This window comes from Parazoarcus communis (genome assembly GCF_003111665.1).
GTDB classification, from domain to species: Bacteria; Pseudomonadota; Gammaproteobacteria; order Burkholderiales; family Rhodocyclaceae; genus Parazoarcus; species Parazoarcus communis_B.
This window is the reverse complement of the sequence record NZ_CP022188.1, coordinates 4,415,554-4,440,416: the sequence shown is the minus strand read 5'-3', so window position 1 is coordinate 4,440,416 and position 24,863 is coordinate 4,415,554. Positions and strand designations below refer to the sequence as shown.

26 protein-coding genes are annotated in these 24,863 nt (G+C 61.8%); 20 read left to right on the top strand and 6 right to left on the bottom strand.

Annotation, left to right across the window (positions count from 1 at the left end):
* The first annotated feature begins 111 nt into the window (after positions 1 to 111).
* A complete protein-coding gene (locus tag CEW87_RS20200) occupies positions 112 to 465 on the top strand; it encodes a phasin family protein (protein ID WP_108975910.1) in 354 nt (117 codons plus the stop codon).
* 433 nt (positions 466 to 898) lie between these two features.
* Here the strand turns inward: CEW87_RS20200 and CEW87_RS20195 are convergent, their stop codons facing one another.
* Together CEW87_RS20195 and CEW87_RS20190 are read right to left on the bottom strand one after the other, a co-directional pair.
* Entirely contained in the window at positions 899 to 2,362 is a 1,464-nt protein-coding gene (locus CEW87_RS20195; RefSeq protein WP_108975908.1) for a diguanylate cyclase domain-containing protein, read from the bottom strand.
* A 212-nt stretch (positions 2,363 to 2,574) separates the two neighbouring features.
* Positions 2,575 to 2,778 (bottom strand): heavy-metal-associated domain-containing protein, encoded by a 204-nt coding sequence (locus CEW87_RS20190; RefSeq protein WP_108975906.1) that lies wholly within the window; start codon positions 2,776 to 2,778, stop codon positions 2,575 to 2,577.
* Positions 2,779 to 2,892: 114 nt separating this feature from the next.
* Between CEW87_RS20190 and CEW87_RS20185 the strand changes: the two genes are divergently transcribed.
* Positions 2,893 to 3,384: a ribonuclease HI family protein gene (locus tag CEW87_RS20185; RefSeq protein WP_108975904.1), complete on the top strand. Its 492-nt coding sequence runs from the start codon at positions 2,893 to 2,895 to the stop codon at positions 3,382 to 3,384.
* 205 nt (positions 3,385 to 3,589) lie between these two features.
* Positions 3,590 to 4,735 (top strand): GTP cyclohydrolase II, encoded by a 1,146-nt coding sequence (locus CEW87_RS20180; RefSeq protein WP_108975902.1) that lies wholly within the window; start codon positions 3,590 to 3,592, stop codon positions 4,733 to 4,735.
* 128 nt (positions 4,736 to 4,863) lie between these two features.
* Here the strand turns inward: CEW87_RS20180 and CEW87_RS20175 are convergent, their stop codons facing one another.
* Positions 4,864 to 5,949 (bottom strand): IS5 family transposase, encoded by a 1,086-nt coding sequence (locus CEW87_RS20175; RefSeq protein ID WP_075146924.1) that lies wholly within the window; start codon positions 5,947 to 5,949, stop codon positions 4,864 to 4,866.
* Between CEW87_RS20175 and CEW87_RS22510 the strand changes: the two genes are divergently transcribed.
* Complete coding sequence (locus tag CEW87_RS22510; protein WP_234421781.1) at positions 5,875 to 6,150, top strand: hypothetical protein; 276 nt, start codon at positions 5,875 to 5,877, stop codon at positions 6,148 to 6,150. The genes CEW87_RS20175 and CEW87_RS22510 overlap by 75 nt on opposite strands.
* An 8-nt stretch (positions 6,151 to 6,158) precedes the next feature.
* On the opposite strand, the gene CEW87_RS20170 is transcribed toward CEW87_RS22510, so the two are convergent.
* A complete protein-coding gene (locus CEW87_RS20170; protein ID WP_108975900.1) occupies positions 6,159 to 7,061 on the bottom strand; it encodes a LysR substrate-binding domain-containing protein in 903 nt (300 codons plus the stop codon).
* A 113-nt stretch (positions 7,062 to 7,174) separates the two neighbouring features.
* On the opposite strand from CEW87_RS20170, the gene CEW87_RS20165 reads away from it, so the two are divergent.
* The 9 genes from CEW87_RS20165 to CEW87_RS20125 all read left to right on the top strand — a co-directional run bounded on the left by CEW87_RS20165 (position 7,175) and on the right by CEW87_RS20125 (position 15,090).
* Positions 7,175 to 8,272 carry a 4-oxalomesaconate tautomerase gene (locus tag CEW87_RS20165; RefSeq protein WP_108975898.1) on the top strand — a complete coding sequence of 366 codons (1,098 nt, stop codon included), beginning with the start codon at positions 7,175 to 7,177 and terminating at the stop codon, positions 8,270 to 8,272.
* Positions 8,269 to 9,294: an amidohydrolase family protein gene (locus CEW87_RS20160; protein WP_108975896.1), complete on the top strand. Its 1,026-nt coding sequence runs from the start codon at positions 8,269 to 8,271 to the stop codon at positions 9,292 to 9,294. Before CEW87_RS20165 ends, CEW87_RS20160 begins: the two co-directional genes overlap by 4 nt.
* A gap of 11 nt (positions 9,295 to 9,305) precedes the next feature.
* Positions 9,306 to 10,001 (top strand): 4-carboxy-4-hydroxy-2-oxoadipate aldolase/oxaloacetate decarboxylase, encoded by a 696-nt coding sequence (ligK, locus tag CEW87_RS20155; RefSeq protein WP_108975894.1) that lies wholly within the window; start codon positions 9,306 to 9,308, stop codon positions 9,999 to 10,001.
* 11 nt (positions 10,002 to 10,012) lie between these two features.
* Entirely contained in the window at positions 10,013 to 10,927 is a 915-nt protein-coding gene (locus CEW87_RS20150; protein ID WP_108977410.1) for an amidohydrolase family protein, read from the top strand.
* A 2-nt stretch (positions 10,928 to 10,929) separates the two neighbouring features.
* Entirely contained in the window at positions 10,930 to 11,373 is a 444-nt protein-coding gene (gene ligA / locus CEW87_RS20145; protein ID WP_108975892.1) for a protocatechuate 4,5-dioxygenase subunit alpha, read from the top strand.
* A gap of 2 nt (positions 11,374 to 11,375) precedes the next feature.
* Positions 11,376 to 12,230 carry a class III extradiol dioxygenase subunit beta gene (locus CEW87_RS20140; RefSeq protein WP_108975890.1) on the top strand — a complete coding sequence of 285 codons (855 nt, stop codon included), beginning with the start codon at positions 11,376 to 11,378 and terminating at the stop codon, positions 12,228 to 12,230.
* On the top strand, positions 12,230 to 13,189 hold the full coding sequence (locus tag CEW87_RS20135) for a Gfo/Idh/MocA family oxidoreductase (protein WP_199917076.1): 960 nt from the start codon (positions 12,230 to 12,232) through the stop codon (positions 13,187 to 13,189). The genes CEW87_RS20140 and CEW87_RS20135 overlap by 1 nt, the downstream gene beginning before the upstream one ends.
* 69 nt (positions 13,190 to 13,258) lie before the next feature.
* A complete protein-coding gene (locus tag CEW87_RS20130; RefSeq protein WP_108975888.1) occupies positions 13,259 to 14,263 on the top strand; it encodes an aldo/keto reductase in 1,005 nt (334 codons plus the stop codon).
* Positions 14,260 to 15,090 carry a DUF3750 domain-containing protein gene (locus tag CEW87_RS20125; RefSeq protein WP_108975886.1) on the top strand — a complete coding sequence of 277 codons (831 nt, stop codon included), beginning with the start codon at positions 14,260 to 14,262 and terminating at the stop codon, positions 15,088 to 15,090. The genes CEW87_RS20130 and CEW87_RS20125 overlap by 4 nt, the downstream gene beginning before the upstream one ends.
* A gap of 3 nt (positions 15,091 to 15,093) precedes the next feature.
* Here CEW87_RS20125 and CEW87_RS20120 read toward each other — a convergent pair whose 3' ends face one another.
* Entirely contained in the window at positions 15,094 to 16,026 is a 933-nt protein-coding gene (locus CEW87_RS20120) for a LysR family transcriptional regulator (protein ID WP_108975885.1), read from the bottom strand.
* Positions 16,027 to 16,114: 88 nt separating this feature from the next.
* On the opposite strand from CEW87_RS20120, the gene CEW87_RS20115 reads away from it, so the two are divergent.
* The 5 genes from CEW87_RS20115 to CEW87_RS20095 all read left to right on the top strand — a co-directional run bounded on the left by CEW87_RS20115 (position 16,115) and on the right by CEW87_RS20095 (position 20,515).
* Complete coding sequence (locus CEW87_RS20115; protein ID WP_108975883.1) at positions 16,115 to 16,468, top strand: protocatechuate 4,5-dioxygenase subunit alpha; 354 nt, start codon at positions 16,115 to 16,117, stop codon at positions 16,466 to 16,468.
* Positions 16,469 to 16,471: 3 nt separating this feature from the next.
* On the top strand, positions 16,472 to 17,314 hold the full coding sequence (locus CEW87_RS20110; protein WP_108975881.1) for a class III extradiol dioxygenase family protein: 843 nt from the start codon (positions 16,472 to 16,474) through the stop codon (positions 17,312 to 17,314).
* A 254-nt stretch (positions 17,315 to 17,568) separates the two neighbouring features.
* Positions 17,569 to 18,594 carry a TRAP transporter substrate-binding protein gene (locus tag CEW87_RS20105; protein ID WP_108975879.1) on the top strand — a complete coding sequence of 342 codons (1,026 nt, stop codon included), beginning with the start codon at positions 17,569 to 17,571 and terminating at the stop codon, positions 18,592 to 18,594.
* 74 nt (positions 18,595 to 18,668) lie between these two features.
* Complete coding sequence (locus CEW87_RS20100) at positions 18,669 to 19,193, top strand: TRAP transporter small permease (protein WP_108975877.1); 525 nt, start codon at positions 18,669 to 18,671, stop codon at positions 19,191 to 19,193.
* Complete coding sequence (locus tag CEW87_RS20095; RefSeq protein ID WP_108975875.1) at positions 19,190 to 20,515, top strand: TRAP transporter large permease; 1,326 nt, start codon at positions 19,190 to 19,192, stop codon at positions 20,513 to 20,515. The genes CEW87_RS20100 and CEW87_RS20095 overlap by 4 nt, the downstream gene beginning before the upstream one ends.
* 98 nt (positions 20,516 to 20,613) lie before the next feature.
* Here the strand turns inward: CEW87_RS20095 and CEW87_RS20090 are convergent, their stop codons facing one another.
* Positions 20,614 to 21,528, bottom strand: coding sequence for a TetR/AcrR family transcriptional regulator (locus CEW87_RS20090; protein WP_108975873.1), 915 nt, complete (start codon positions 21,526 to 21,528; stop codon positions 20,614 to 20,616).
* Positions 21,529 to 22,003: 475 nt separating this feature from the next.
* Here CEW87_RS20090 and CEW87_RS20085 point away from each other — a divergent pair, with 475 nt between their 5' ends.
* The gene (locus tag CEW87_RS20085; protein ID WP_108972155.1) at positions 22,004 to 23,041 is read left to right on the top strand and encodes a branched-chain amino acid ABC transporter permease; all 1,038 of its coding nucleotides are present in this window, start codon (positions 22,004 to 22,006) and stop codon (positions 23,039 to 23,041) included.
* A complete protein-coding gene (locus CEW87_RS20080; protein ID WP_108975871.1) occupies positions 23,038 to 24,858 on the top strand; it encodes an ABC transporter permease subunit in 1,821 nt (606 codons plus the stop codon). The genes CEW87_RS20085 and CEW87_RS20080 overlap by 4 nt, the downstream gene beginning before the upstream one ends.
* Positions 24,859 to 24,863 lie beyond the last annotated feature (5 nt).

Sequence of the window (24,863 nt, the reverse complement as noted above, 5' to 3'; positions counted from 1 at the left end):
TCGAACACACATTACGAAGGCTCGAGTCTATTCTTCGCTCGACTGCTCGCGGTGGGTTCAATCAGGCGGGCTCGATAGCCATTCAGTTACTGCCCGTTTCAGGAGAGTTTGATGAACATCTCAGTTGTTGAGAGCATTACCCAAGCGCAAGGTGCCGCAATCGAATCCATTCTGATGGTGTCGAAAGTCTATCTGGACTCAACCGAGCGCTTGACCCAGTTGAACATGGACGTGCTGCGGGATTCGGTGAATGACGGCACGGCCGCATTCTGTGCGCTGACGGGCGTTACGGCGGGCGCTTCGATCAAGGATGCCCAATCGGAGATCGTTGTGCCGATGTTCGAGCGCGCGATGGCCTATGCGCGCAACGTTCAGGAGCTTGCTTCTGAAACCCAGGACCAGGTCGCACAGCTTGCTAATGCACGCATGTCCGAACTGAAGAAGGTCGCGAAGTTGAGCGCATGACTGTGTGACCCGTGCTGGATGTTCAGAACGACGACGGTGCGTGCGTTCGTACAGGAAATGAAACAGGAGGGGTGAGAGGTAGGAGACAAATGCAGACGGATGCTGGTGGTCGGGTGCATTGAGTGGCGCAAAGAAGCCACAGCTGTTTCTGGGAGGTCGCCATGCCGTGGCCTGCGAGTCAGCAAACGTTCGACCGTTGCACTGCTTAATGGCTGACCGTCGTCCGCCAGGCTACATCGGCTGTTTTGGCTGATGGGCGAATAAGAAGGTGTGGCAGACCATGTACTGAACGGTTCTCATAAAAAAGACCTGCAATCCGCTGATAATAAAAAATGAAAGCCGCATTGATGTGTGACATCAATGCGGTTATTTTTTGGGGCCGATGGAACTGCTCCGGAAGCGGCGTTCGATGCGCTACGGACGTGTATTCAGTTCAGGTCCCTTTACGTAGCGCTCCCTGGATGAATGGTGTGCCTGGGAACGGCATCACCGCATGGTAGATGCGGTTACGCCCGCCTGTTTTCGCCTGATACATGGCTTGGTCTGCCTGTCTGAGCAAGTCTTCGCTTGCCTGGCTGCCAGTCGACTGCACAGCGATCCCGATACTGGCGGATATCGTCACCGCTCGGGAGCCGAGTGAGAAGGGTTGCTCGAGCGCTGAAAGGACGTTGCGCGCAACATGGTCGGCACCTTCGATACTGTCAACCGAGGACAGCACGACGACGAACTCATCGCCGCCGAGTCGCGCAACCGTGTCTGAAGTTCGGACGGTGTTTCGTATCCGCTCTCCTGCGTGCTTCAGTAATTGGTCACCTGCGTGATGACCGAGTGTGTCGTTGACCTCTTTGAAGTGGTCAAGATCGATGTACATGACTGCCATCGTTGTTTTGGTGCGGCGCGCGCTCGTGAGCGCGTGCTCGAGTCGGTCCATCAGCATGTAGCGATTGGGGAGGCCTGTTACCGCGTCGAAAGTGGCCAGCGTCCACGCATGTTCCTTGTCGTCGTGGGAGGCGCCGGCCATCAGGGCTAGCGCGACGGCAAGCGCCAGAATCAACTGGATTTCGATGGGTTCGTTGATGTGAAAACCGAGAGCCCACCCGGCACCGAGGAGGCCTGCGCAGGATACGGTGGCCACCAGAAACCCTACAATCGTGCCGCGCGACAGACCTGCCAGTACGACAGGGAAGAGGATGATGATGGCGATTCGTGTGTCGACTTCAAGCACGGCGGGCAAGGCGGCCGAGAACATGGCAACGGACAGGCCGAGCAAGGCGTAAAGCGCCATGGATAGTGGTCTCGCTGTCCCAACGGCGCCAATGAGGTTTGCCGTGCTGTCGTTCAACGGGTGGCTGAAGAGACGGTACAGAATCATGAAGGCGGGGACCGTGATCATGACGCCGGCGAAATCACCGCCCCAGAACGACAGGAAAGCGGTGCCAATATGTTCGGCTGGCGTACTGTTGAGCGCGGGGGTGTGCGTTGCCAGCACGGCGGATAGCAGACTCGCCAGGAACGCGCTGTAAATGACCCGGACCGCAATGGGTAGAGAGAACCGGTAATCCGGGCGGATCCAGCTTTGGCGCAGGTGCGCGCCGACCAGGCCGTACACGCAGATCTCCCGCATCGGATCGAGCAGATCAAAAGCGGTGAAGCCGGGTGCCGGAAGGTCAAGGATCCGCACGGCGATAATTGAGAGATAGAGCGCGGGGAGGCCGATCAGGCCGTGCACCATCGTGAAGCAGACCGTAAGACCGGCTGATGCATAGAACGCGCTGACGTTTGGGTAGACCTCGAACAGGCTGGCCGTTTGCCACGCAAGCCAGTAGGCGGAAAAAATGATGGGAAAACGCAGCAGGAACTGCGTCGAGCGCGATCTTCTAAAAGGCAGGCCCTTCATCGAGATGCTCGGGGAAAAATATGCTCTGTAGGGGCTGCGAGCAGGGCTGGCACGCTGCAGCTGTTCTTTTCAATTTCGACAGAGATATTGCCCGGATGTCATTACCAAGGCAAAGGTTTTTGTGCACTTAACTACCCGTATTGGGGCGCGACGCCCGGCATGTTTCAGGCGTCAGATCTTGCGCCTGAAACATGCGGCTGGATGGGTATGAACTACTCTGTGACGAATCCGGCATCCTCAACGGCTTGCCGGATGTCTGCTTCGGATACGAAAGTGCCGAATTCGATCGTGGCCCTGCCGCTCGCAAGGGCGATTTCCACATGGGCGATGGCGGGCAAGTCCTGAATCGCGTTCGTTACGGTTCGCAGGCACTGTTCGTCACGCATGCCGATGATCCGGAATTCACATACCGTCATGTAATTAACCTCTCGAAAGTGCTGCCGCAGGGGCTGGTGGTGGCAATATGCTGCACTTACATCTCTTGTAGAGCGTAGCGCGTGTCAAAGCGATCGCCGTCGGTAGATTCTCGCATGGTCCCCGCGCCGTCGGCTGGCGAGACCGGGGATTGCTGGCTGGGCTGGTTCGATGGGGCCGCGCTGCCCAACCCGGGAAAGCTTGGTCTTGGTGTTGTCTTGCAATCGCCGGATGGCAGTCGTGTGGAGTTTTCCGAGCGCGGCGAGGGGACAGGGTGCAGCAACGAGGCTGAACTGCAGGCCCTGTGTGCGGCACTGTCCCTTGCGCATGCAGCAGGTGTGCAGCGCCTGGTGCTGAGTGGCGACAGCGATTTTGCGGTTCGTCATGCGGCGGGCAGCGCCCACACTGCAGTGCCCAGGCTGATGGCGCTCATCGACAAGGTTCAGGCTTTGGCCGGGTTGTTTGAGGCCGTTGTGTGGCAATGGGTGCCGCGGCATCGCAATGGTGACGCGGACCGGTTGTCACGTGGGGCGCTTGGTCTCGTACACAAGCCCGCACCGCACCCAGGAAAAGCGCTGGCTGCCAAACGCAGTAGACGCAAACGCTGATTGCTCGCCGATTGACTGGCGGCATCGGCCTTGCCGTTGCTATAGTTCAGGGCTTAACTTTCAGCCGATACTTCACCTGCCCTCGCGCCGATGCGCCAGGCGGCTTCCGAACGGAATCCGGATCGCCGCGGTCAGAGTCCAGTGTATCGAGCAGATGTGGCTGCAATGTGTCGGCCGCCGAAGAATACCCCTGGGAGAATGATTGATGCGCCAAGCAGAGCGCGCCATTTTTGATTTGCGCCGTGGTATGCCCGTCTTGTTGCGGGACGACGCGGGCGATACGTTGATCGCACCGATCGAAGGCTTCGGCACCGCCGCACTGGAAGAGGCCCGTGCGCTTGCCGGATCCGCGCCGGCGCTGGTGCTGTCGCGCCATCGTCTGGCGAGCCTTGGTGTCGACGTCAGCGATGTGTCGGCCACCCAGCACTTCGATTCGGCGCAAGCGCCCGGCTTCCCGCTGCTGACGCAGTTCGCGCTCGGGCGTTCTTCCGCAATGCCGAAGGCGCCGCGTCTTGCCCCGGTGCCTTCGTCCGCTGCGGAGCGTGCAGGTCTGCTGCTGATGCGACACGCCCAGTTGGTGCCGGCGGCCCTTGCGTTTGCCGTGGGTGCCGGGCAAGCGGATGCGGTCGTTCAGCACCTTGCCGAAGGTTCGCTCCTGGTCGTTAAGGTGGCTTCTGCGATCGAGTTGTGCGAAAGCGGCCCCGGACAGCTCAAGCGCGTCAGCGATGCACGCGTTCCGCTTGCGAATCTGGGCGACTCCCGCTTCGTGCTGTTTCGCGAAGAGGACGGCGTGCGCGAACATGTCGCCATCGTGCTCGGTGAGCGTGAGAACTGGGCCGATGCGGTTCCGGTGCGGGTGCACTCGTCCTGCCTGACCGGCGACATTTTCGGCAGTCAGCGTTGCGATTGCGGGGCTCAGTTGCGCAACAGTCTCGCCGCCATCTGTTCGATGGGCGGAGGCGTGCTGCTCTATCTTGCCCAGGAAGGTCGGGGGATCGGACTGGCCAACAAGCTGAGAGCTTACCGACTGCAGGACGAAGGTCTGGATACGATCGACGCCGACCAGGTGATCGGTTTCAGCAAGGATGAGCGCGACTACCGGATCGCGCAGCAGATGCTCGACGACCTCGGCATTCAACGCATCGAGCTGCTGACGAACAACCCGGAAAAGGTGAGCGCCCTGCGCAAGGCCGGCATTGACGTGGTCAGCCGGCGCGCGCTTTACGGCCAGCTCAACGATCACAACCAGCATTACCTTCGCACTAACAGGGTGTTGAAAATCTCGGGTTCACCTTCGGTTTCCAGTCCCCTGGGAAAAATCGACTTTGAAAATCGCCCGCTTTCCCCGTGATCATGCCGATTCAAGCTGACTTTTCCGTCGATTGTGCTACCGCAAATCAGCAGCGCTCCTGTCGCCGCAAAGACATGGTTTTTCGACTACAACGTTTCCCATCCGCAGGGCGCCAGGGCGCCCGCGAATTACGGCGCCAGCAGATTGCCCAATCTCGTCAGGTTATAAGCCGAGAAATTGAGCAACGCATGCGCACGGATTCGATCCAGCCCACGCGCCATCGCATGGCGCAGCGTGCCGATATCCTTCGCCCAGCCAAAGGCCTCTTCGATCATCTTGCGTCGGCGCAGGCTGACCGCGTAACCGGGGGACGACTTCACCTCATTGGGCACGGCGCTGCCCTTGACCTTGGCCGCGACATGCGGGGCAATGCCCAGCGGCTCGAGCGCGGCGATGAACTCGGCGGTGTCGTACCCCCGGTCGGCCGCCAGCGTCGGCTTGTGCGCCGAATTGCCGGGCTTGATGCTGCGCCTGGCCATCACCAACGCCGCCTCACGCTCAGCGGTTCCGGTGGCGGTCGTAGTGTGGACATCGACGATCAGACCGTGACGATTCTCGGCCAACGCATGCGTGGTGTAGCTCAGGTACGCCACGCCGCCGCCCTTGCTGGCGAGCAGGGCCTGCGGGTCGGTGCGCGAGACGTGCGTCTTGTTCGAGCGCTTCTTGCCGCGAAAGTCCACCTCGGGGTTGCGTCCCTGATCCGGTCCGGGCGGCTCGTCGGAGCCGTCCCGGGCCATCATGCTCTTGTGCGAGGCCCACGCCCGCAACAGCGAGCCGTCGACACTGAAATGCTCGTCCGACACCAGCTCGGCCCATTCGGCGATCGCCACCACGCCACCGAAGAACTCGCGCATCACGCTCTCCTTGAGGAGCCGCTCGCGATTGGCGCTGAACGTCGAGTGATCCCAGACCGGCTCGTCCAGCGTCATGCCGACGAACCACCGGAACATCATGTTGAAATCGATATGCTCGACCAGCGCACGCTCCGAGCGAATCGAAAACAGACATTGCAACAGCGACGCCCGCAACAAGCGTTCCGGTGCAATCGACGGGCGGCCACCATCGGCATACAACGCATCGAATTGCGGCGACATCGTGCGCAGAACCATATCGGCCAGCGTTTTGATCCGGCGCAACGGATGATCCCGGTCAATGCGGTCTTCGATATTGACGTAGCTGAACAGGGCGTTCTGTTTATGGTCGATGCCGCGCATGAGAATAATCAGTTTCTTAATGCAGATGTAATTATATCAGCCTCACAACCCGCATGGATGCTGGAAAACCTATTAAATCAACATCCTGCTAAGGCGGATCGGCACGGGCATCTGCTCGAAGAGTTGCTGGCGCGCCCGGAGGCGCTGGGCGATTCGCCGGAGACCGATTCGACTGCATGTATCGGCAGCGAGGGGAAGTGAGCTTTCGTTCAGCTTGGTAATGCCAGCAGGCGGCTGGTCAGTGTCTGCAGCAGTTTAAGCATGGACTGCTGCGTGGCGGTGGTAGGGCGTCGCGCGCTCACCGCCAGCGCGAGCCGGCTGCGCAGTCGCGGTTCGGTGATCGGTCTGGCGTTTAGCGCTTCGGCCTTGCCCGATGTGGTCACCGCATTCATCGACAGTACGGCACTCCCAGCGCCATCGGCGACAAGATCGAGAATGCCGCTGACGCCGTCGACTTCGAGGGCGGCTTTTGGATGAAAGCCGATGTTGGCCATCTCGGCCTCGACGAGCATCCTGATCGAGTGCGGTCGTCCCGGAATGACCAGCGGCAGGTCTGCGACTTCGGCCAGCCTGATCGGGGCGCAAGTGCTGTCGGGCTGTCTGCGTTCGACCAGGAAGAGTTCTTCTTCGGCCAGCGGGGTGGTGTCGATCTCGGGCGAGGGCGATGCGTTGTAGAGCAGCGCGATGTCGAGCCGGCCATTGATCAGCGACTCCTGCATACTCACCGACAGTCCCTCGCTGATTGACAGTGTGGCGTCGGGCAGCTGCTCGCGAAACGCGCGTGCGAGCGGCACCGTAAGGACCTTGGACAGGCTGGGTGGCAGGCCGACTGCAACGCGGCCCGAGCTGGCGCCACGAATGCGCGCAAGTTCCTCTTTGGCGCGCTCGATCTGATGAAGCACCCCACGGCTGTGTTCGAGCAGCAGTTTTCCGGCTTCGGTCGTGGTGACACCGCGTCCGTTACGAATCAGCAGGTTTTGTCGCAACTCGACTTCAAGCAGCCTGATCTGGCGGCTGAGGGCGGGCTGAGCGATGTCGAGCGCGATCGAGGCGCGGGTAAAGCTGCCCATTTCCGCCACGTGTACGAAGTATTCAAGCTGTCTCAGGTCCATGGTTCGAGTCTAATCAGTCAAAGAATAGCTAGTCCAGCGTTATCGCAAAGTTGAATAGCTGTTAGAGCGTGGAGTGTCTGTTGCGGGGGGCAAGGGCTCACGATAATCACCCCATGCAAAAAGCCATTCCAGCACTCTTCATGCGTGGCGGAACATCGCGCGGCCCCTTCTTCCGGGAAGCCGACCTGCCCGCCGACATCGCGACCCGCGACCGCGTCCTGCTCGCAGTCATGGGCTCTCCCGACCGGCGCCAGATCGACGGCATGGGCGGTGCGACGCCGCTCACCAGCAAGGTTGGCATCGTGCGGCCGGGGGCTACGCCGGGCGTGGATCTGGATTTCCTCTTCGCGCAGTTGCAGCCGGACAAGGATACGGTGGATACCACGCCTAACTGCGGAAACATGCTTGCCGCCGTGGTGCCCTTTGCGCTCGAGACCGGCATGGTGAAAGCGCAGGGTGAGACATCGACCTTCCGTGTGCTCACGCTTAACACCGATATGCAGTGCGACATCACGGTGCAGACGCCCGGCGGTGCTGTGAGCTACGAGGGGGACGCGCGCATCGACGGCGTGCCTGGTTGTTCGGCTCCGATCAAGATCAACTTTCTCGACACCGCGGGTTCGGTGTGTGCGGGGCTGCTGCCTACCGGAAATGTGCGCGACGTCATCGACGGCATCGAAGTGACCTGCATCGACAATGGCATGCCGCTGGTGATGTTCAGAGCTGCGGATGTCGGTCGTACCGGCTATGAAAGCGTGGGCGGAATGAACGCCGATACCGAGCTCAAGGCCCGCATCGAGCGTCTGCGCATCGCCTGCGGTCATGCGATGGGCCTGGGTGACGTCACCGCGAAGAATTACCCAAAGATGACCCTGGTGGCCCCGCCCCGAGAGGGTGGCAGCATCACTACGCGCAGCTTCATCCCGCATGTGTGCCACGACGCCATCGGGGTCCTTGCAGCCGTAACCGTCGGGACTGCCTGCGTCCTCGACGGGTCGATCACGGAGGGCATCGCAGTGATCGCCGAAGGCAACGCGAAGACGGTCTCGGTGGAGCACCCCACCGGTGAGTTCTCGGTCGAACTCGAGCTCGATCCTGCCAACCCACAGAACGTCACACGTGCGGCGCTGTTGCGCACCGCGCGCCTCATCATGCGCGGCGAAGTCATGGTGCCCGCACAGGTATGGAACAACTCAGGAGACCCGCAATGATCATCGATATTCACGGCCACTACACGACCGCGCCCAAAGCCCTGGAAGACTGGCGCAATCGACAGATCGCCGGCATCAAGGATCCCTCGGCGATGCCCAAGGTGTCGGAGCTGAAGATCAGTGACGATGAACTGCGCGAAACCATCGAAACCAACCAGCTCGCCAAGATGAAAGAGCGGGGCTCGGATCTGACCATCTTCTCGCCGCGTGCCAGCTTCATGGCGCACCACATCGGCGACTTCAATGTGTCGTCAACCTGGGCTGCGATCTGCAATGAGCTGTGCTATCGCGTCAGTCAGCTGTTTCCGGACAACTTCATCGGTGCCGCCATGCTGCCGCAGTCGCCAGGTGTTGATCCCGCGACCTGCATCCCCGAGATGGAAAAGTGCGTCAAGGAATATGGCTTCGTCGGTATCAACCTCAATCCCGACCCGTCCGGTGGCCACTGGACCAGCCCGCCGCTGTCCGATCGCGCGTGGTACCCACTCTACGAAAAGATGGTGGAGCTGAACATTCCGGCCATGGTGCACGTGAGCACCAGCTGCAACAGCTGCTTCCACACCACCGGCGCTCACTACATCAACGCCGACACCACGGCCTTCATGCAGTGTCTGACCTCGGACCTGTTCAAGGATTTTCCCGAGCTCAAGTTCGTGATCCCGCACGGCGGCGGCGCAGCGCCCTACCACTGGGGCCGTTACCGTGGCCTCGCGCAGGAGCTGAAGAAGCCGCTGCTCAAGGATCACCTGCTCAACAACATCTTCTTCGACACCTGCGTCTATCACCAGCCGGGTATCGATCTGCTGACCAAGGTGATTCCGGTTGAAAACGTGCTCTTCGCCTCCGAGATGATCGGTGCGGTGCGCGGTATCGACCCCGAGACGGGCCACTACTTCGACGACACCAAGCGCTATATCGAGGGTGCGAACCTGACGGCTGAAGAGCGTCATCAGATCTACGAGGGCAATGCCCGTCGCGTTTATCCGCGCCTTGATACCGCACTCAAGGCCAAGGGCCTGTAAGGAGAACAAACATGAGCCTGCCAATGAATCAGCTCGGTATCGTCAAGCGCAACATCGTTCGTGCCGACAAGGCCGCGGTCGAAAAACTCTCCCGTTTCGGCGTCGCCACCATCCACGAAGCCATGGGCCGTGTCGGCCTGATGAAGCCCAGCATCCGCCCGGTGTATACCGGGGCCGCCACCTGCGGCACCGCCGTCACCGTGCTGATGCAGCCGGGCGACAACTGGATGCTGCACGTCGCAGCCGAGCAGATCCAGCCCGGTGATGTGGTCGTTGCCGCGTGCACCGCCGACAGCACCGACGGCTTCTTCGGCGACCTCCTTGCCACCTCGTACAAGTCGCGCGGCGCCAAGGGTCTGATCATCGACGGCGGTGTGCGCGATGTGAAAGATCTCACCGAGATGAACTTCCCGGTGTTCAGCCGTGCGGTCCACGCCAAGGGTTGCACCCGTGCCACGCTGGGGTCGGTGAATATTCCGGTCGTTTGCGCCGGTGCCGTGGTTAACCCGGGTGACGTGGTCATCGCCGACGCCGATGGTGTGGTCGTGGTGCCGGCTGCGATTGCCCAGCAGGTGGCCGATGCTGCCGAAGCACGAGAGAACAACGAGACCGCCAAGCGCGAGCGCTTCGCCGCAGGCGAACTCGGGCTCGACATGTACGGATTGCGCGAACCGCTGGCCAAGGCTGGCCTGAAGTACATCGACTGATGGGGGGCGATATGGAATTCACCAAGACGCCCGGCTGGCTGGACTGGTACGCTGGCCCGGCGAAACCCCGATTTCAGGTCCCCGCTGGTGCGGTAGACGCTCATTGCCACGTGTTCGGCCCCGGTGCCGAGTTCCCCTTTGCACCGGAGCGCAAGTACACGCCGTGTGACGCCAGCAAGGCGCAACTCTATGCGCTGCGCGACCACCTCGGCTTTGCCCGCAACGTGGTGGTGCAGGCAACCTGCCACGGCGCCGACAACCGCGCCATGGTCGATGCGCTGGTCCACTCGGGTGGCAAGGCGCGTGGGGTGGCCACGGTTCGTCGCACCATTACCGACCAGGAACTGCAGGATCTGCATGCGGCGGGTGTGCGCGGTGTGCGCTTCAACTTCGTCAAGCGCCTGGTCGATTTCACCCCCAAGGACGAACTGCTCGAGATCGCCAACCGCATCGCGCCGCTGGGCTGGCATGTGGTGATCTACTTCGAGGCGGTCGATCTGCCCGAGTTGTGGGACTTCTTCACCGCGCTGCCGACAACGGTGGTGGTTGACCACATGGGCCGGCCGGATGTCAGCAAACCCATCGACGGGCCGGAGTTCGAGCTCTTCGTGAAGTTCATGCGCGAGCACGCTAACGTCTGGTCCAAGGTGAGCTGCCCCGAACGTTTGTCGCTTGGTGGCCCGAAGGCACTGAACGGTGAGCAGAATGCCTACCGCGACGTGGTTCCGTTCGCGAAGCGTATCGTCGAGGCGTTCCCCGACCGCGTGTTGTGGGGCACCGACTGGCCGCACCCCAACCTGAAGGACCACATGCCGGATGACGGCCTGCTGGTCGACTTCATCCCGCACATCGCAGAGACTGCCGAGCTGCAGCAGAAGCTGCTGGTGGATAACCCGATGCGGCTGTACTGGCCGGAGGAGTGCTGATCATGGCCCTGGACAAACCGTACAAAGACGTTCCCGGTACGATCATTTTCGATGCCGAACAGTCGCGCAAGGGCTACTGGCTCAACCAGTTCTGCATGTCCTTGATGAAGGCCGAGAACCGTGCCCGCTTCAAGGCCGACGAGCGTGCCTATCTCGACGAGTGGGCCATGACCGAGGAGCAGAAGCAGGCGGTGCTGGCGCGGGATCTGAACTGGTGCATGCGTACCGGCGGCAATATCTACTTTCTGGCCAAGATCGGCGCCACCGATGGCCTCAGCTTTCAGCAGATGGCCGGCAGCATGACCGGCATGACCGAAGCCGAGTATCGCGACATGATGATCGGGGGAGGGCGCTCGGCCGAAGGCAACCGCTACCTCGGTGAGGACGGCGACGCGCAGCCGCAACATCAGCCGCAAGGCGCCGCCGGCAAGAACAAGGGAGCCTGAGCATGGCCAAGATTGCAGCATCCGTTTATACCTCGCACGTACCTGCCATCGGCGCGGCGATCGACCTCAAGAAAACCGGCGAGGCCTACTGGCAGCCGCTGTTCGCGGGCTACGAGTATTCCAAGCAGTGGATGAAGGACAACACGCCGGATGTGATCTTTCTCGTCTACAACGACCATGCAACCGCCTTCAGTCTGGACATGATCCCGACCTTCGCCATCGGCACGGCAGCAGAATTCAAGCCTGCGGACGAAGGCTGGGGGCCGCGGCCGGTGCCGACGGTGATCGGCCATCCGGAGCTCGCTTCGCACATTGCGCAGAGCGTGATTCAGGACGACTTCGACCTCACCATCGTCAACAAGATGGAAGTCGACCACGGTCTGACCGTGCCGCTGTCGCTGATGTGCGGCGAACCGCAGGCCTGGCCGTGCCCGGTGATTCCGTTCGCGGTCAATGTGGTGCAATACCCGGTGCCGTCCGGCAAGCGCTGCTTCATGCTTGGTCAGGCCATTCGCAGGGCCATTCAGTCTTTCGATCAGGACCTCAAGGTGCAGATCTGGGGCACGGGCGGCATGAGCCACCAGCTGCAGGGGGCACGCGCCGGCCTGATCAACCGCGAATGGGACAATGCCTTTCTCGACCGCCTGATTGCCGACCCCGCCGATCTCGCACAGATGCCGCATATCGACTACGTGCGCGAGGCCGGCTCGGAAGGCATCGAACTGGTGATGTGGCTGATTGCTCGCGGCGCCATGAGCGATGTCGCCGGCGGACCCGCACCGACACTGAAGCATCGCTTTTATCATGTCCCCGCATCGAACACCGCCGTGGGCCACCTGATTCTGGAGAACAACTGATGAGCAAGACAATCAAGGTCGCACTGGCCGGCGCCGGCGCATTCGGTATCAAGCATCTCGACGGCATCAGGAATATCGATGGCGTTGAAGTCGTTTCACTGATTTCGCGCGATCTGGACAAGACCCGCGAAGTGGCGGCCAAGTACGGCGTCGGCCATGTCACCACCGATCTGGCCGACAGCCTGGCGCTGCCCGAGGTCGATGCGGTCATCCTGTGCACGCCGACGCAGATGCATGCCGATCAGTCGATCCAGTGCCTGAAGGCCGGCAAGCATGTGCAGGTGGAGATTCCGCTTGCCGACACCCTGAAGGGTGCCGAAGAAGTGGCTGCGCTGCAGAAGTCGACAGGGCTGGTCGCGATGGTGGGCCACACCCGTCGCTTCAACCCGAGTCACCAGTGGGTGCACAACAAGATCACGGCGGGTGAATTCAACATCCAGCAGATGGATGTGCAGACTTACTTCTTCCGTCGCACCAACATGAATGCACTCGGTCAGCCGCGCAGCTGGACGGACCACCTGCTGTGGCACCATGCTGCGCACACTGTCGATCTGTTCGCCTACCAGGCCGGCAGCCCGATCGTGCAGGCCAATGCCATCCAGGGCCCGATCCACCCGACGCTGGGTATTGCGATGGACATGAGCATTCAGCTTCGTGCCGCCAATGGCGCGATCTGCACGCTGTCGCTGTCGTTCAACAACGAAGGCCCGCTCGGTACGTTCTTCCGCTACATCGGCGATACCGGCACGTATCTCGCCCGCTACGACGATTTGTTCAACGGCAAGGATGAGCAGATCGACGTCAGCAAGGTCGCCGTGTCGATGAACGGCATCGAGCTGCAGGACCGCGAGTTCTTCGCCGCCATTCGCGAAGGCCGTGAACCCAACTCCAGCGTGGGCAAGGTCCTGCCGTGCTATCAGGTGCTGCATCAACTCGAGCAGCAACTAAACGCCGCCTGACGCTGTCACATCCGACGACAACCGGCTCCACCCTCACGGCTGGAGCCGTTTCCATTTGAGGAATCCTGCATGCAACAACGTTCTCTCGGTCCCTTCCAGGTCGGCGCAATCGGCCTGGGCTGCATGAACCTGAGCCATGCCTACGGTGTGCCACCCGCACCCGAAGTGGCTGAAGCTCTGCTGTTGCGCGCGCTCGACCTCGGTATCACCCATTTTGACACCGCTTCACTGTATGGCTTCGGTGCCAACGAGACCCTGGTCGGCCGTGTGCTCTCGCGATATCGCTCGCGCTTCACGCTGGCGAGCAAGTGCGGCATGACTGGCGTGGATGGCAAGCGCGTCATCGACGGCCGGCCGGAGACGCTCAAGTTGACCTGTGAGGCATCACTGAAGCGTCTCCACACCGACGTCATCGACCTCTATTACCTTCACCGCTGGGATAAACAGGTGCCCATCGAGGACAGCGTCGGCGCGCTTGCCGAACTGGTTCGTGAGGGCAAGATTCGCAGCATCGGACTGTCGGAAGTATCTGCGGACACTTTGCGACGCGCGCACGCAGTGCACCCGATCACGGCGGTGCAGACCGAATACTCCCTGTGGACCCGCAACCCGGAGATCGCGGTGCTCGATGCGTGTCGCGAACTCGGTGTCAGTTTTGTCGCCTTCAGCCCGGTCGCCCGTGGTTTCCTCGCCAATGCACTCACGACGCCCGACGCCGCGGAGACCTTCGACACCAAGGATATTCGGCGTTCGATGCCACGCTTCCAGGGGGATGCGTTCGCGGCCAACCTGCGCCTGCTCGATGGCTATCGGGTGTTGGCGGCGAAGGCTGGCTGCACCCCCGCACAACTCGCACTGGCCTGGCTGCTCGCTAAGGGTGACCATGTTCTGCCCATCCCGGGCACGACGAACATCGCGCATCTCGAGGAGAACGCCGCGGCCGCCGACCTGATGTTGAGTCCGCAGGTCCTCGCCGACGCGGAGGCGCTGATCAATCGCCACACGGTTTCGGGGTCGCGCTACAACGGCCCCACGCAGACCGAGATCGACACCGAGGAGTTTCTGCCCGCATGAAGAAGACCACCGCCCGTGGCGGCAGATTGCCTGTACGCAGCGTAATTGCTGCCGTGCTGCTCGCGTTCTTTGTGCCACTTGTGGGGTCGACCGCGATCCATTTTGCCGGTGACGCGCAGGCGGCGGACTGGCGCACTGCACGGCGGGACAGCAGCGGGCAGGCACCGGACCCGGCGCAGGTCGATGAGGCCGTGATTCAGGTCTATGCCGCACGCGCGGTGCGCTGGCGCGGCATTTTCGGCGTGCACACGTGGATTGCTGCAAAGCCCCGCGGTGCCGCGGATTACACCCGCTTCGAGGTGATGGGCTTCGGCGTTGCGCATGGGCGGAGTGCGGTCCGGGTGCGCGAGGGCATTCCGGACGGCTACTGGTTTGGCAGCGAGCCCGAACTGCTGCGTGACGTTCGCGGTGGTGCGGAGGTGGATGCGCTGATCGCTCGCCTGCACGATGCGGCCGAACGCTATCCGCATGCCAACGAATACCGCATCTGGCCCGGACCCAACAGCAATACCTTCATTGCCTATCTGGGTCGTGAGGTGCCCGAGCTCCGGCTTGAGCTGCCACCGACCGCGATCGGCAAGGACTATCTTCCGGACGGTGCCCTGTTCGGTGCTGCACCTAGTGGCTCCGGCGGCCAGCTATCGCTGTTCGGCCTGCTCGGCATCACTGTCGCGGCTGAGGAAGGCCTCGAACTGAGTCTGCTTGGGCTCAGTATCGGGGTGGACGCCTGGCCGCCCGCAATCAAGCTGCCGGGCATCGGTCGCATCGGCATGCCGGAACACTTGCCCGACAGCGAGCGCTGGGGTGTAGTGCGCCTCGCGCCCTGAGTTTCAAACGCCCCCGGTCAGCTCGTCGGCCGCCGCAGCAAGCGCTTGCGGTACGACAGCCTCCAGTTCGGTGCGCAGCCAGCCATGTGCGGGATCGTGGCTGTAGCGCAGGTGCCAGATCATGTACATCGGCAACCGCGGACCTGAAAAGGGCAGGGGGGCGCTGGCGAGGTCGTGCAGCAGGCCGGTGCGAAGCAGGCCCGGCAGGGTTGCAAGACGTTCGCTGCCGCGAACGAAGGCCGGGATGCCGGCAAAACCCGGAACCGTGACGACAAAGTTGCGTTTGATTCCCTGCGCCAGCAAGGTCTGGTCGAAATCGAGCGCGCGGGCAGGGTGATAGACCACGGTGACGTGTTCGGCGGCAAGGTAGTCTTCCAGTCCGGCGGGGGCTCCTCGTCTGTCGGGATCATGGAAGATGCGGTACTCATCTTCGAACAGGCGTTTTTGCAGGATGTCGGTGGAGTCCGGCGGGCGCGGCGAAATGACCAGTTGGCAGTGCTCGTTGCGCAGCATGTCTGCGCTTGGAATGTCCGACGAAATGACGCGCAGGCACACACCGGGCGCGGAACTGCGCAAGCGGTCGAACAGCCTCGGCAGGAGCAGGTCGCGCTGGAAGTCATTGGCTGCAATGGTGAATGTGGCTTTCAGGCTGGCGGGGTCAAATTCGCTGACGGTCGCAAAGCGTCGCATCTCCTGCAGTAGCGCGCGCGCCTCGGTCGCGAGGGATTCTGCCCGCGCGGTGGCAACGATGCCACGCCCCGACTTCACGAAAAGCGGGTCGCCGACGATTGTCCGCAGCTTGCCCAGCAGATGGGAGACCGCCGACTGCGTCACACCGAGCCGTGATGCTGCGCGTGTGATCGACTGCTCCTCCACGACCGCTATCAGCAGTTGCAGAAGGTGACCATCCAGGTGCGAATAATCGAATTTGCTCATGAGTCAGATGAGTTTCGCTTTGTTTATCTTTTGTGTCCAGGCGTAAATACTGCATCTCCCGTCATATGAGTCATGAGGAGGCGCTGGTATGAGCATGGTCAGACAGCAGCGAACGATTCCAGGTACGTCGATCTTCGACGGCGTGCTTGCGCGCAAGGGATATGCGCTCAACAAGATGTGTTTCTCGTTCAACAGTGCCGACAATCGCGACGCGTTCAGTCTTGACGAGGACGCGTATTGTGATGCGTACGGACTCTCGGACGAGCAGCATGCCGCGATTCGAGCGCGCGATGTGCTGGGTTTGCTTGCCGCAGGTGGCAACGTCTACTACCTGGCAAAGTTCGCCGGAATACTCGGGCTCGATGTTCAGGACCTGGGTGCCGCCCAGACCGGCATGAGCAAGGAGGCCTTCAAGGCCATGCTCGTCGCGGCAGGAGACTGAGTCATGGCAAAGATCCTGGGCGGTATCGCCACTTCTCACGTCCCGGCGATTGGCCGCGCGATTGCCGGCAATCTGCAGAACGATCCTTACTGGAAGCCATTCTTCGACGGCTTCCCGCCGGTCCATGACTGGTTGCGGAAGGTAAGGCCAGACGTCGCTGTCGTCATCTACAACGACCACGGGCTCAATTTCTTTCTCGACAAGATGCCGACGTTCGCTGTGGGCGCCGCGGCCTCGTACCAGAACGCGGACGAGGGCTGGGGTATTCCCACTCTGCCGCCGTACAAGGGCGACCCCGAAATGTCGTGGCACATCATCAACGAACTGGTGGAGCGCGAGTTTGACCTTACGACCTGCCAGGAGATGCTGGTCGATCACGCATTTTCACTCCCGCTCAAATTGCTGTGGCCGGATGGGGCGCGTTGCCCGGTGCGCACCGTCCCCGTGTGTATCAACACTGTGCAGTATCCGCTGCCGTCGGCGCGGCGCTGCTACAAGATGGGCAAGGCGCTGGGCGAGGCAATTGCTTCGTGGGACGATGATCTGCGCGTAGTCATCATCGGTTCCGGTGGTCTGTCACACCAGCTCGATGGAAAACGCGCCGGCTTCATGAACAAGGACTTCGACCTCGCCTTCATGGAGAGTCTGATCGCAGATCCCGAGTGGGTGACCCAGTATTCCAACGAGGACATTGTTGAAAAGGCTGGAACCCAGGGCGTCGAGTTGCTGATGTGGCTGGCCACACGTGCTGCCCTGCCGGGGCCGGTTCGCAAGGTGCACGCGAATTACCACATTCCGATCTCGAATACGGCCGCGGGCCTGATCGTCATGGAAGTTGCGGACTGACATCGTCCGGCATGAAATGGACAGGCTCGACTGAGCGCGAATGGATCGGAGCCTGCCGTTTTTCAGTCACGCCGAGGCAAACCGGCGGTGATGGGCCAAAGACCGAGAGGTATGCCTTTTTTGTATACCTGCTAGTCAGCTCTAATACTTTCGGATAGTGCTTTGTAGCCTCAGAATCGGCTTGAAGAGTAAAGGCGCGCTGTTGAGTACTTGCACCGCAGCGCCATTCAAGCCTGTTCAATGAGGAGACGTTCATGCAGATCCGTCGTCTGGTTCTGGGTATTGCCGCCGTAGCCCTGATGCCTGTTGCCGCCATGGCCGAAGAGGTCGTACTCAAAGTGGCGCACTTCCTGCCGCCGGTTTCGCCTGCGCACACCAAGTTTATCGAGCCATGGTGCGACAAGATTGCTGCAGAGTCGCAGGGCCAACTCAAGTGCCAGATTTATCCGGCGATGCAGTTGGGCGGTACGCCGCCGCAGTTGCTCAACCAGGCACGCGATGGCGTTGCCGACATCGTGTGGACCCTGCCAGGCTACACGCCGGGGCGCTTTCCCGTTTCGGAAGTGTTCGAGCTTCCCTTCTTCACCACCACGCATGAGGCGTCGTCGCGTGCAATGTGGGATTTCGTGCAGAAGAACGCGATGCGCGAGTTTGCCGGCGTGAAGCCGATTGCGACCTGGGTGAATGGCCCCAATGTCCTGCATTTTCGCGATACCGAGGTCAAGACGCTGGACGACCTCAAGGGCATGAAAGTACGTGCGCCCTCACGCCTTGGCAACAAGTTGCTGTCGGCGCTGGGCGCGACGCCCGTGGGCATGCCTGTGCCGCAAATGGCCGAAAGCCTCTCCAAGGGGGTGATCGAGGGGGCGCTGATTCCGTGGGAAGTCGTTCCCGCCACCAAGACACATGAACTGACGAAGTTCCATGCCGAGTCGGGCGACGTGCGTGCGATGACCACCGCGACCATGATCTTCGTCATGAACAAGAAGAAGTACGACAGCCTGTCACCTGAGTTGAGGAAGGTGATCGACAACAACAGCGGGCGTGAGACGTCGGCTTGGGTGTCGGCCCAGTTCAAGGCTGCCGATGCCGATGGTCGAGCGGCCACTGTGGCGCGGGGGAACACGGTTTACCAGATTCCCGCCGGCGAGATGGCAAAGTGGGAAACCGCAGCGCAACCGGTCACCGATGAGTGGATCAAGGATATTTCGGCCAAGGGTGTAGACGGCAGAAAGCTCCGCGACGAAGCCGCTGCGCTGGTCAAGCAGTACTCCAAGTAATAAGGTCCCGTCTTTGCCCGCAGCACTCCGCTGCGGTGCAGGGCGGGATTGTTGCATTCTGAAGGGAGAGCTCAATGGCTGAGTCCATGGATACGCCGGCAGTTGCCCCAAGTGGGCCCATTGGTCGAATCATCTCGATGGCCTGTGTGTTGCTGGCGGTGCTGGGCGGTGTGTTTTTTCTTGTCGAGGCGCTGATGTCGGTCACCAGCGTGATCGGGCGGGCGTTGTTCAACCTGCCGGTGCCGGGCGACTATGAACTGGTGCAGATGCTGTCGGCGATGGGTATTGCGATGTGCCTGCCGTACTGCCAGTTGAAGCGGGGGCACGTGTTCGTCGATTTCTTCACCCTGTGGGCGCCGTCGTCGCTCAAGCGTGTGCTGGATTCGATTGCTGCGCTGCTGCTTGCGGTTTCGTCGTTCCTGCTGGCATGGCGGATATGGGAAGGCATGATGGAGATGCGCGAGTATGGCGAAACCTCGATGGTGATCGCCCTGCCGGTGTGGTGGGGCTACGTCCCGGTTGCGCCTTCCTTCGTGCTGCTTGGCATTGCCGCACTCCACACTTTTGTCCTTGATTTGCGCGGGAGCGAACACGCATGACCGGAACTTCGATCGGCCTCATCATGGGCGTGGCGATGATGACCATGCTGGCCTTGCGCGTGCAGATCGGCGTTGCCATGTTCCTGACCGGTGCGGCTGGCTATACATGGGTGTCCGGCTGGGATCCGCTGATTGCCTATCTGAAAAACGCGCCTTATGGTCGTTTTTCGCTGTATGACCTGTCGGTGGTACCACTGTTTCTGCTGATGGGCCAGTTTGCCACCCATGGTGGGCTGTCGCGGGCGCTGTTCAAGGCGGGTAATGCCTTCATCGGCCACTGGCGTGGCGGCATGGCAATGGCGGGAGTTGCTTCGTGTGCCGGCTTCGGTGCGATCTGCGGATCATCGCTTGCAACGGCGGCGACCATGTCGCATGTCGTACTTCCAGAATTGAAGCGTCATCAGTACAAGCCCAGCCTGGCCGCCGGCTCACTGGCTGCAGGCGGCACGCTCGGCATCCTGATTCCGCCTTCGGTGCCGCTGGTGATCTACGCAATTCTTGCCGAACAGAATATTGCCAAGCTCTTTCTGGCCGCTTTCGTACCCGGTGTGCTGGCTGCGATGGGGTACATGCTGGTGATCGCCATCGTGACCCGCGTCGATCCTGCTGCAGGTGGCCCGGGGACGCAGAAGCACTCGTGGAGCGAGCGACTGGTGACGCTGATGGAGACCTGGCCGGTACTGCTGATCTTCCTGGTTGTCATCGGCGGGATTTACGGCGGCGTGTTCACGCCGACCGAGGCTGCGTCGGTCGGCGTGCTGGCGACCGGTATTGCGGCCTGGCGTTCGGGTGGCCTGAAGGGACCGGGCTTTCTGGAGTGCCTGTACGGGACAGCCAAGGGAACGGGGATGATGTTTCTCATCCTGCTCGGCGCGGACATGCTGAACTCCTTCATGGCGGTGAGCCAGATGCCGCAAGAGGCGGCCGCCTGGGTGCAGGAAATGGGGTTCGGCCCCTTCACCGTCATGCTCGCCATCATCGTGATCTACATGCTGCTCGGCTGCGTGATGGACAGTCTGTCGATGATCCTGCTCACGGTGCCGATCTTCCTGCCGATCGTGCTCGGCATGGATTACTGGGGCCTCGGCATGGAAGAGAAGGCCATCTGGTTCGGCATGGTTGCACTTGTGGTCATGGAGATTGGCCTGATCACACCACCGGTGGGGATGAACGTCTACATCATCAACGGGGTGGCGAAAGACATCCCGATGGCAACCATCTTCCGTGGTGTGATGCCGTTCCTGGCCTCTGACATTGTGCGGATTTTCCTGCTGGTGTTCTTTCCGAGCATTTCGCTGGTGGCGTTGCGAATCTTCAATTGATTGGCGAACGAGCGCGTGCTGACGCGCTGGCAAGGCCCTGATGAGAGGCGCCACCATGAGGTGGCGCCTTTTTTCTGTTTGCGCACAGGGAGGGTGGTTCAGGCCTGCACGCCGCGCCTGAGCATGTCGACCATCGCATCGGCGATGTCCTTGGGGGTCCGCCCGCCTTCCCGGTACCACAGGTAAATCCAGTTCATACCGCCAAACAGGAACAGCCTGAGCAGTGATCGGTCCGTTCCGGGGGCAAGTGGCAGTGATTTGATCAGGCTGCGGAAGACGTCCTCGTAACTTTCACGATAAGGCTGGATCTTCGCCAGCAGGTCCTTGTTGCCGCTGAACGAAAGGCTGTGCCCGGTGATGCGGTCGACCGGGGAGCCTTCAACGATGCCGCTTACATGTACTTCGCAGGCGCGGCGCAGCCGGTCCCAAGGGTCGATGCCCTCCTTTGCAGCCGCCTGAGCGCGGTCAAGCACGCGTTTGAAACCTTCGCGATGTATCTCCAGGTACAGCTCATCCTTTGATGGGAAGTAGTGGTAGACAGAGCCGGGAAGCAGGCCGACGCGACGTGCGATATCGCGTATCGAACTGCGATCGTAGCCTTGCTCGGAAAACAGTTCGGCAGCCGCGGTCAGGATCATCTGGCGGCGGTCCAGCAGTTCCGAGGTGGAGTCTGCGCTGTGATCGGCATTGCTTGAGCCTTCAGGCTCGCCACGCGCCAGACGGGCTGTGAGTTCCCCACGTTCGAGCAGGCGGCGCTGGTTTTCAGTGAGCGCGTCGATGCCCCCTCCGTCGTTACCGGCAAGCGCCTGCAGGCGCTTCACTGCCGTTTCAAGCCCATGTTTTTGCCAGAGGTAACGCACCCCGGAGGCGGAGATCTGCATGCCTGCAACGCGCAGCCGCTCTGCGACAGCTGCCTGGCCAAGTTCCGGCTCGTTGCGGGCGAAGTCGAGGACTGCACGCTCGATCTCACGGCTGTCGGCAGGGTGGTCCGTCCTCGGTGAAGCCTGATTCATTGGGTTCTGTGTCAATCGTAAAGTTCTTGAATTGTCCTGGATGAATCCAGGCAGGTCGAATCATACGACCTGAGGGTGCTTCGTGAATGAATACGTCGAAGCCACTTTAACATATGTGTGACTAATTAATTGACCAAGTGTTTGACAAGGTAGTTTCAAAGAGGTAACTTGCATCCATGCCGGAAACATTGCCGGCTTCGATGCGAAGAGCGGCCAGAGCCGACAGAACACATCGGGTTCGGTGCTGGTTTTCAAAGCCAAGGAGGAGTCAATGTTGATGAGTCGCCCCAAGTTCGCCGTGATCCCAGCGGCAGCGGTCTTTCCCCGTCAGCTTCCTGCTTGTCTGCACGATATGACCCGGCATCTTTCCGGCGTCGCGTGCGGACTCAACCGATCTGCGCGCGGCTGACTGCGCGGGCTCATTCACCACATTCGATGTCCTTCGGTCAGGTCTGGCTGAGGGTTGGGGCTCGTCATGGATTTTCAGATAGCGCTGTTGCTGGGACAGGACGGCATTACCAACGGAGCGATCTACGCCTTGCTGGCGCTGGCCCTGGTGCTGGTGTTTGCAGTGACGCGGGTGATCTTCATTCCCCAGGGCGAATTCGTCGCCTATGGCGCGCTGACGCTTGCGATGCTGCAGGGCGGGGCGATCCCGGCCACGGTGTGGCTGCTGGTGATCATGGGCGCGCTGACGGCGGCGATCGACGGCAGTGCGGCGCTGCGCTCGGGGCAGACGAAGAAGCTGACCGGTGTGCTGGGCTGGAACCTGGCCTACCCGCTGGGGCTGGCCGGCCTGCTCGCGGCGCTGCCGCTGAAGGAACTGCCGATGCTCGCGCAGGTGCTACTGGCGCTGGCCGTGGTGGTGCCGATGGGGCCGCTGATGTACCGCCTGGTGTTTCAGCCGATTGCCGCGGCACCCGTGCTGATTCTGCTGATCGTGTCGGTCGCCACCCACGTGGCCATGGTCGGGCTGGGCCTGCTGTTCTTCGGTGCCGAAGGCCAGCGTACGCCGCCCTTCAGTGATGCGCGCTTCGAAGTCGGCCCGCTGCTGGTGTCGGGGCAGACGATCTGGGTCATCCTCGCCTCGCTCGCGCTCATCGTCGCGCTCTACCTGTTCTTCGAACGCACCATCTACGGCAAGGCCTTGCGTGCCACCGCGATCAACCGCGTCGGTGCGCAGCTGATGGGGATCTCGCCTTCGCTCGCAGGCAAGCTCACCTTCGTGCTGGCCGCCTTCATCGGTGCGCTGTCGGGTGTGCTGATCGCACCGATCACCACCATCTACTACGACACCGGCTTCCTGATCGGCCTCAAGGGCTTCGTCGCCGCCATTATCGGCGGACTGGGCAGCTATCCGATCGCCGCCGTCGGCGCCGTGCTGGTGGGCCTGCTCGAAGCCTTCTCGTCCTTCTGGGCCAGTGCCTACAAGGAAGTCATCGTATTCACCCTGATCATCCCCGTTCTCCTGTGGCGTTCGCTGACCAGCCACCATATGGAGGAGGAAGAATGAAATCCGCCGCTGCCAATAATGCCTTCCTGTCCCCGCGCGTGATGCTGGTCGCCTTCCTCGGCATCCTGCTCGTGGCGCCGCTGGTGCTGTCGCCGTTCTACGTCACGCTGCTCAACTACATCGGCCTGTACGCGATGGTCGCGCTCGGGTTGGTGCTGCTCACCGGCGTGGGCGGACTCACCAGCTTCGGCCAGGCGGCCTTCGTCGGCCTCGGCGCCTACACCACCGGGGTGCTCACCACCGCGACCGACCTGCCGGGCTGGCTGTCGTGGCTGGGCGGCTCGCCGTGGCTGGCGCTCGTGGTCGGGCTGGTGTTCACCGCGACCGTGGCCATCGTGCTCGGCTCGCTCACGCTCAAGCTCTCGGGCCACTTCCTGCCGCTGGGCACGATCGCGTGGGGCATCTCGCTGTATTTCCTGTTCGGCACCATGGAGACGCTCGGTGGCCACACCGGCCTCACCGGCATCCCGCCGATCTCGATCTTCGGCTGGGAGCTCGATCAGGGCGAGGAGATCTTCTACCTGATCTGGGCCTTCCTGCTGTCGGCCGTGCTCACCACGCAGAACCTGCTCGACTCGCGCGAAGGCCGTGCGATCCGCGCCTTGAAGGGCGGCATGGTGATGGCCGAGGCGATGGGGGTGAACACCTCGCGCTCGCGCATGATCATCTTCGTCATCGCCGCGCTGCACGCCTGCGCCTCGGGCTGGCTGTATGCGCACATGCAGCGCTTCGTGAACCCGACCCCGTTCGGGCTGCACATCGGTATCGAGTATCTGTTCATGGCCGTGGTCGGCGGTGCCGGTCACGTGTGGGGTGCGCTCGTCGGTGCGGGCGTGATCACCATCCTCAAGCAGTGGCTGCAGGATCTGCTGCCGCGCATCCTCGGCACTAGCGGCAACTTCGAGGTGATCGTGTTCGGCCTGATGATGGTGCTCGTGCTGCAGCGTGCCCGCGACGGCCTGTGGCCCATCCTCACCCGCTTCGTGCCGGTGAAGGCGAAGCAGAAAACCATCGACCCCAGTGCCGTCGCCCTGCCACGGCGCACCCTGCCCAAGGTGGGCGAGCGCATCCTCGAAGCCAAGGCGGTGACGCGAAAGTTTGGCGGTCTGGTGGCCAACAACAACATGAGCCTGGAGGTGCGCGCGGGCGAGATCCTCGCGCTCATCGGCCCCAACGGCGCGGGCAAGAGCACGATGTTCAACCAGATCTCGGGCGTCGATACCCCGACCTCGGGCGAGGTGCTGTTCATGGGCAAGCCGGTGGCCGGCCACAACTCGCGCGAGATCGCGCAGATGGGCATGAGCCGCACCTTCCAGCACGTGAAGCTGCTGCCGACCATGACCGTGCTCGAGAACGTCGCCATCGGCGGCCACCTGCGCGGCGACAAGGGCGTGATCAGCTCGGCCTGGCGCATGGACCGCGAAGAAGAAGCGCGCCTGCTGGCCGAAGCCGCGCGTCAGATCGAACGCGTGGGCCTGGCCGAACACATGTTCGACGAAGCCGGCAGCCTCGCGCTGGGCCAGCAACGCATCATGGAGATCGCCCGCGCGCTGTGCTCCGACCCCTGCCTGCTGCTGCTCGACGAGCCCGCGGCCGGGCTGCGCTTCAAGGAGAAGCAGGCGCTCGGTGAGCTGCTCAAGAAGCTGAAAGCCGAAGGCATGGCCACGCTGCTGGTCGAACACGACATGGACTTCGTCATGGGCCTGGTCGACCGGGTGGTGGTGATGGAGTTTGGCGAGAAGATCGCCGAAGGCCTGCCCGAAGACGTGCAGAAAGACCCCGCAGTGCTCGAAGCCTATCTGGGTGGGGTGGAGTGATGGGG

Coding starts and splice junctions, on each gene's coding strand:
- CEW87_RS20090 (WP_108975873.1), bottom strand. CDS start 21,528: ATGAATCAGGCTTCACCGAGGACGGACCACCCTGCCGACAGCCGTGAG.
- CEW87_RS20140 (WP_108975890.1), top strand. CDS start 11,376: ATGGCCAAGATTGCAGCATCCGTTTATACCTCGCACGTACCTGCCATC.
- CEW87_RS22510 (WP_234421781.1), top strand. CDS start 5,875: ATGATCCCGGTCAATGCGGTCTTCGATATTGACGTAGCTGAACAGGGC.
- CEW87_RS20195 (WP_108975908.1), bottom strand. CDS start 2,362: ATGAAGGGCCTGCCTTTTAGAAGATCGCGCTCGACGCAGTTCCTGCTG.
- CEW87_RS20095 (WP_108975875.1), top strand. CDS start 19,190: ATGACCGGAACTTCGATCGGCCTCATCATGGGCGTGGCGATGATGACC.
- CEW87_RS20175 (WP_075146924.1), bottom strand. CDS start 5,949: ATGCGCGGCATCGACCATAAACAGAACGCCCTGTTCAGCTACGTCAAT.
- CEW87_RS20190 (WP_108975906.1), bottom strand. CDS start 2,778: ATGACGGTATGTGAATTCCGGATCATCGGCATGCGTGACGAACAGTGC.
- CEW87_RS20120 (WP_108975885.1), bottom strand. CDS start 16,026: ATGAGCAAATTCGATTATTCGCACCTGGATGGTCACCTTCTGCAACTG.
- CEW87_RS20200 (WP_108975910.1), top strand. CDS start 112: ATGAACATCTCAGTTGTTGAGAGCATTACCCAAGCGCAAGGTGCCGCA.
- CEW87_RS20135 (WP_199917076.1), top strand. CDS start 12,230: ATGAGCAAGACAATCAAGGTCGCACTGGCCGGCGCCGGCGCATTCGGT.
- CEW87_RS20185 (WP_108975904.1), top strand. CDS start 2,893: ATGGTCCCCGCGCCGTCGGCTGGCGAGACCGGGGATTGCTGGCTGGGC.
- ligK (WP_108975894.1), top strand. CDS start 9,306: ATGAGCCTGCCAATGAATCAGCTCGGTATCGTCAAGCGCAACATCGTT.
- CEW87_RS20170 (WP_108975900.1), bottom strand. CDS start 7,061: ATGGACCTGAGACAGCTTGAATACTTCGTACACGTGGCGGAAATGGGC.
- CEW87_RS20165 (WP_108975898.1), top strand. CDS start 7,175: ATGCAAAAAGCCATTCCAGCACTCTTCATGCGTGGCGGAACATCGCGC.
- CEW87_RS20150 (WP_108977410.1), top strand. CDS start 10,013: ATGGAATTCACCAAGACGCCCGGCTGGCTGGACTGGTACGCTGGCCCG.
- CEW87_RS20080 (WP_108975871.1), top strand. CDS start 23,038: ATGAAATCCGCCGCTGCCAATAATGCCTTCCTGTCCCCGCGCGTGATG.
- CEW87_RS20105 (WP_108975879.1), top strand. CDS start 17,569: ATGCAGATCCGTCGTCTGGTTCTGGGTATTGCCGCCGTAGCCCTGATG.
- CEW87_RS20180 (WP_108975902.1), top strand. CDS start 3,590: ATGCGCCAAGCAGAGCGCGCCATTTTTGATTTGCGCCGTGGTATGCCC.
- CEW87_RS20115 (WP_108975883.1), top strand. CDS start 16,115: ATGAGCATGGTCAGACAGCAGCGAACGATTCCAGGTACGTCGATCTTC.
- CEW87_RS20125 (WP_108975886.1), top strand. CDS start 14,260: ATGAAGAAGACCACCGCCCGTGGCGGCAGATTGCCTGTACGCAGCGTA.
- CEW87_RS20110 (WP_108975881.1), top strand. CDS start 16,472: ATGGCAAAGATCCTGGGCGGTATCGCCACTTCTCACGTCCCGGCGATT.
- CEW87_RS20085 (WP_108972155.1), top strand. CDS start 22,004: ATGGATTTTCAGATAGCGCTGTTGCTGGGACAGGACGGCATTACCAAC.
- CEW87_RS20130 (WP_108975888.1), top strand. CDS start 13,259: ATGCAACAACGTTCTCTCGGTCCCTTCCAGGTCGGCGCAATCGGCCTG.
- ligA (WP_108975892.1), top strand. CDS start 10,930: ATGGCCCTGGACAAACCGTACAAAGACGTTCCCGGTACGATCATTTTC.
- CEW87_RS20160 (WP_108975896.1), top strand. CDS start 8,269: ATGATCATCGATATTCACGGCCACTACACGACCGCGCCCAAAGCCCTG.
- CEW87_RS20100 (WP_108975877.1), top strand. CDS start 18,669: ATGGCTGAGTCCATGGATACGCCGGCAGTTGCCCCAAGTGGGCCCATT.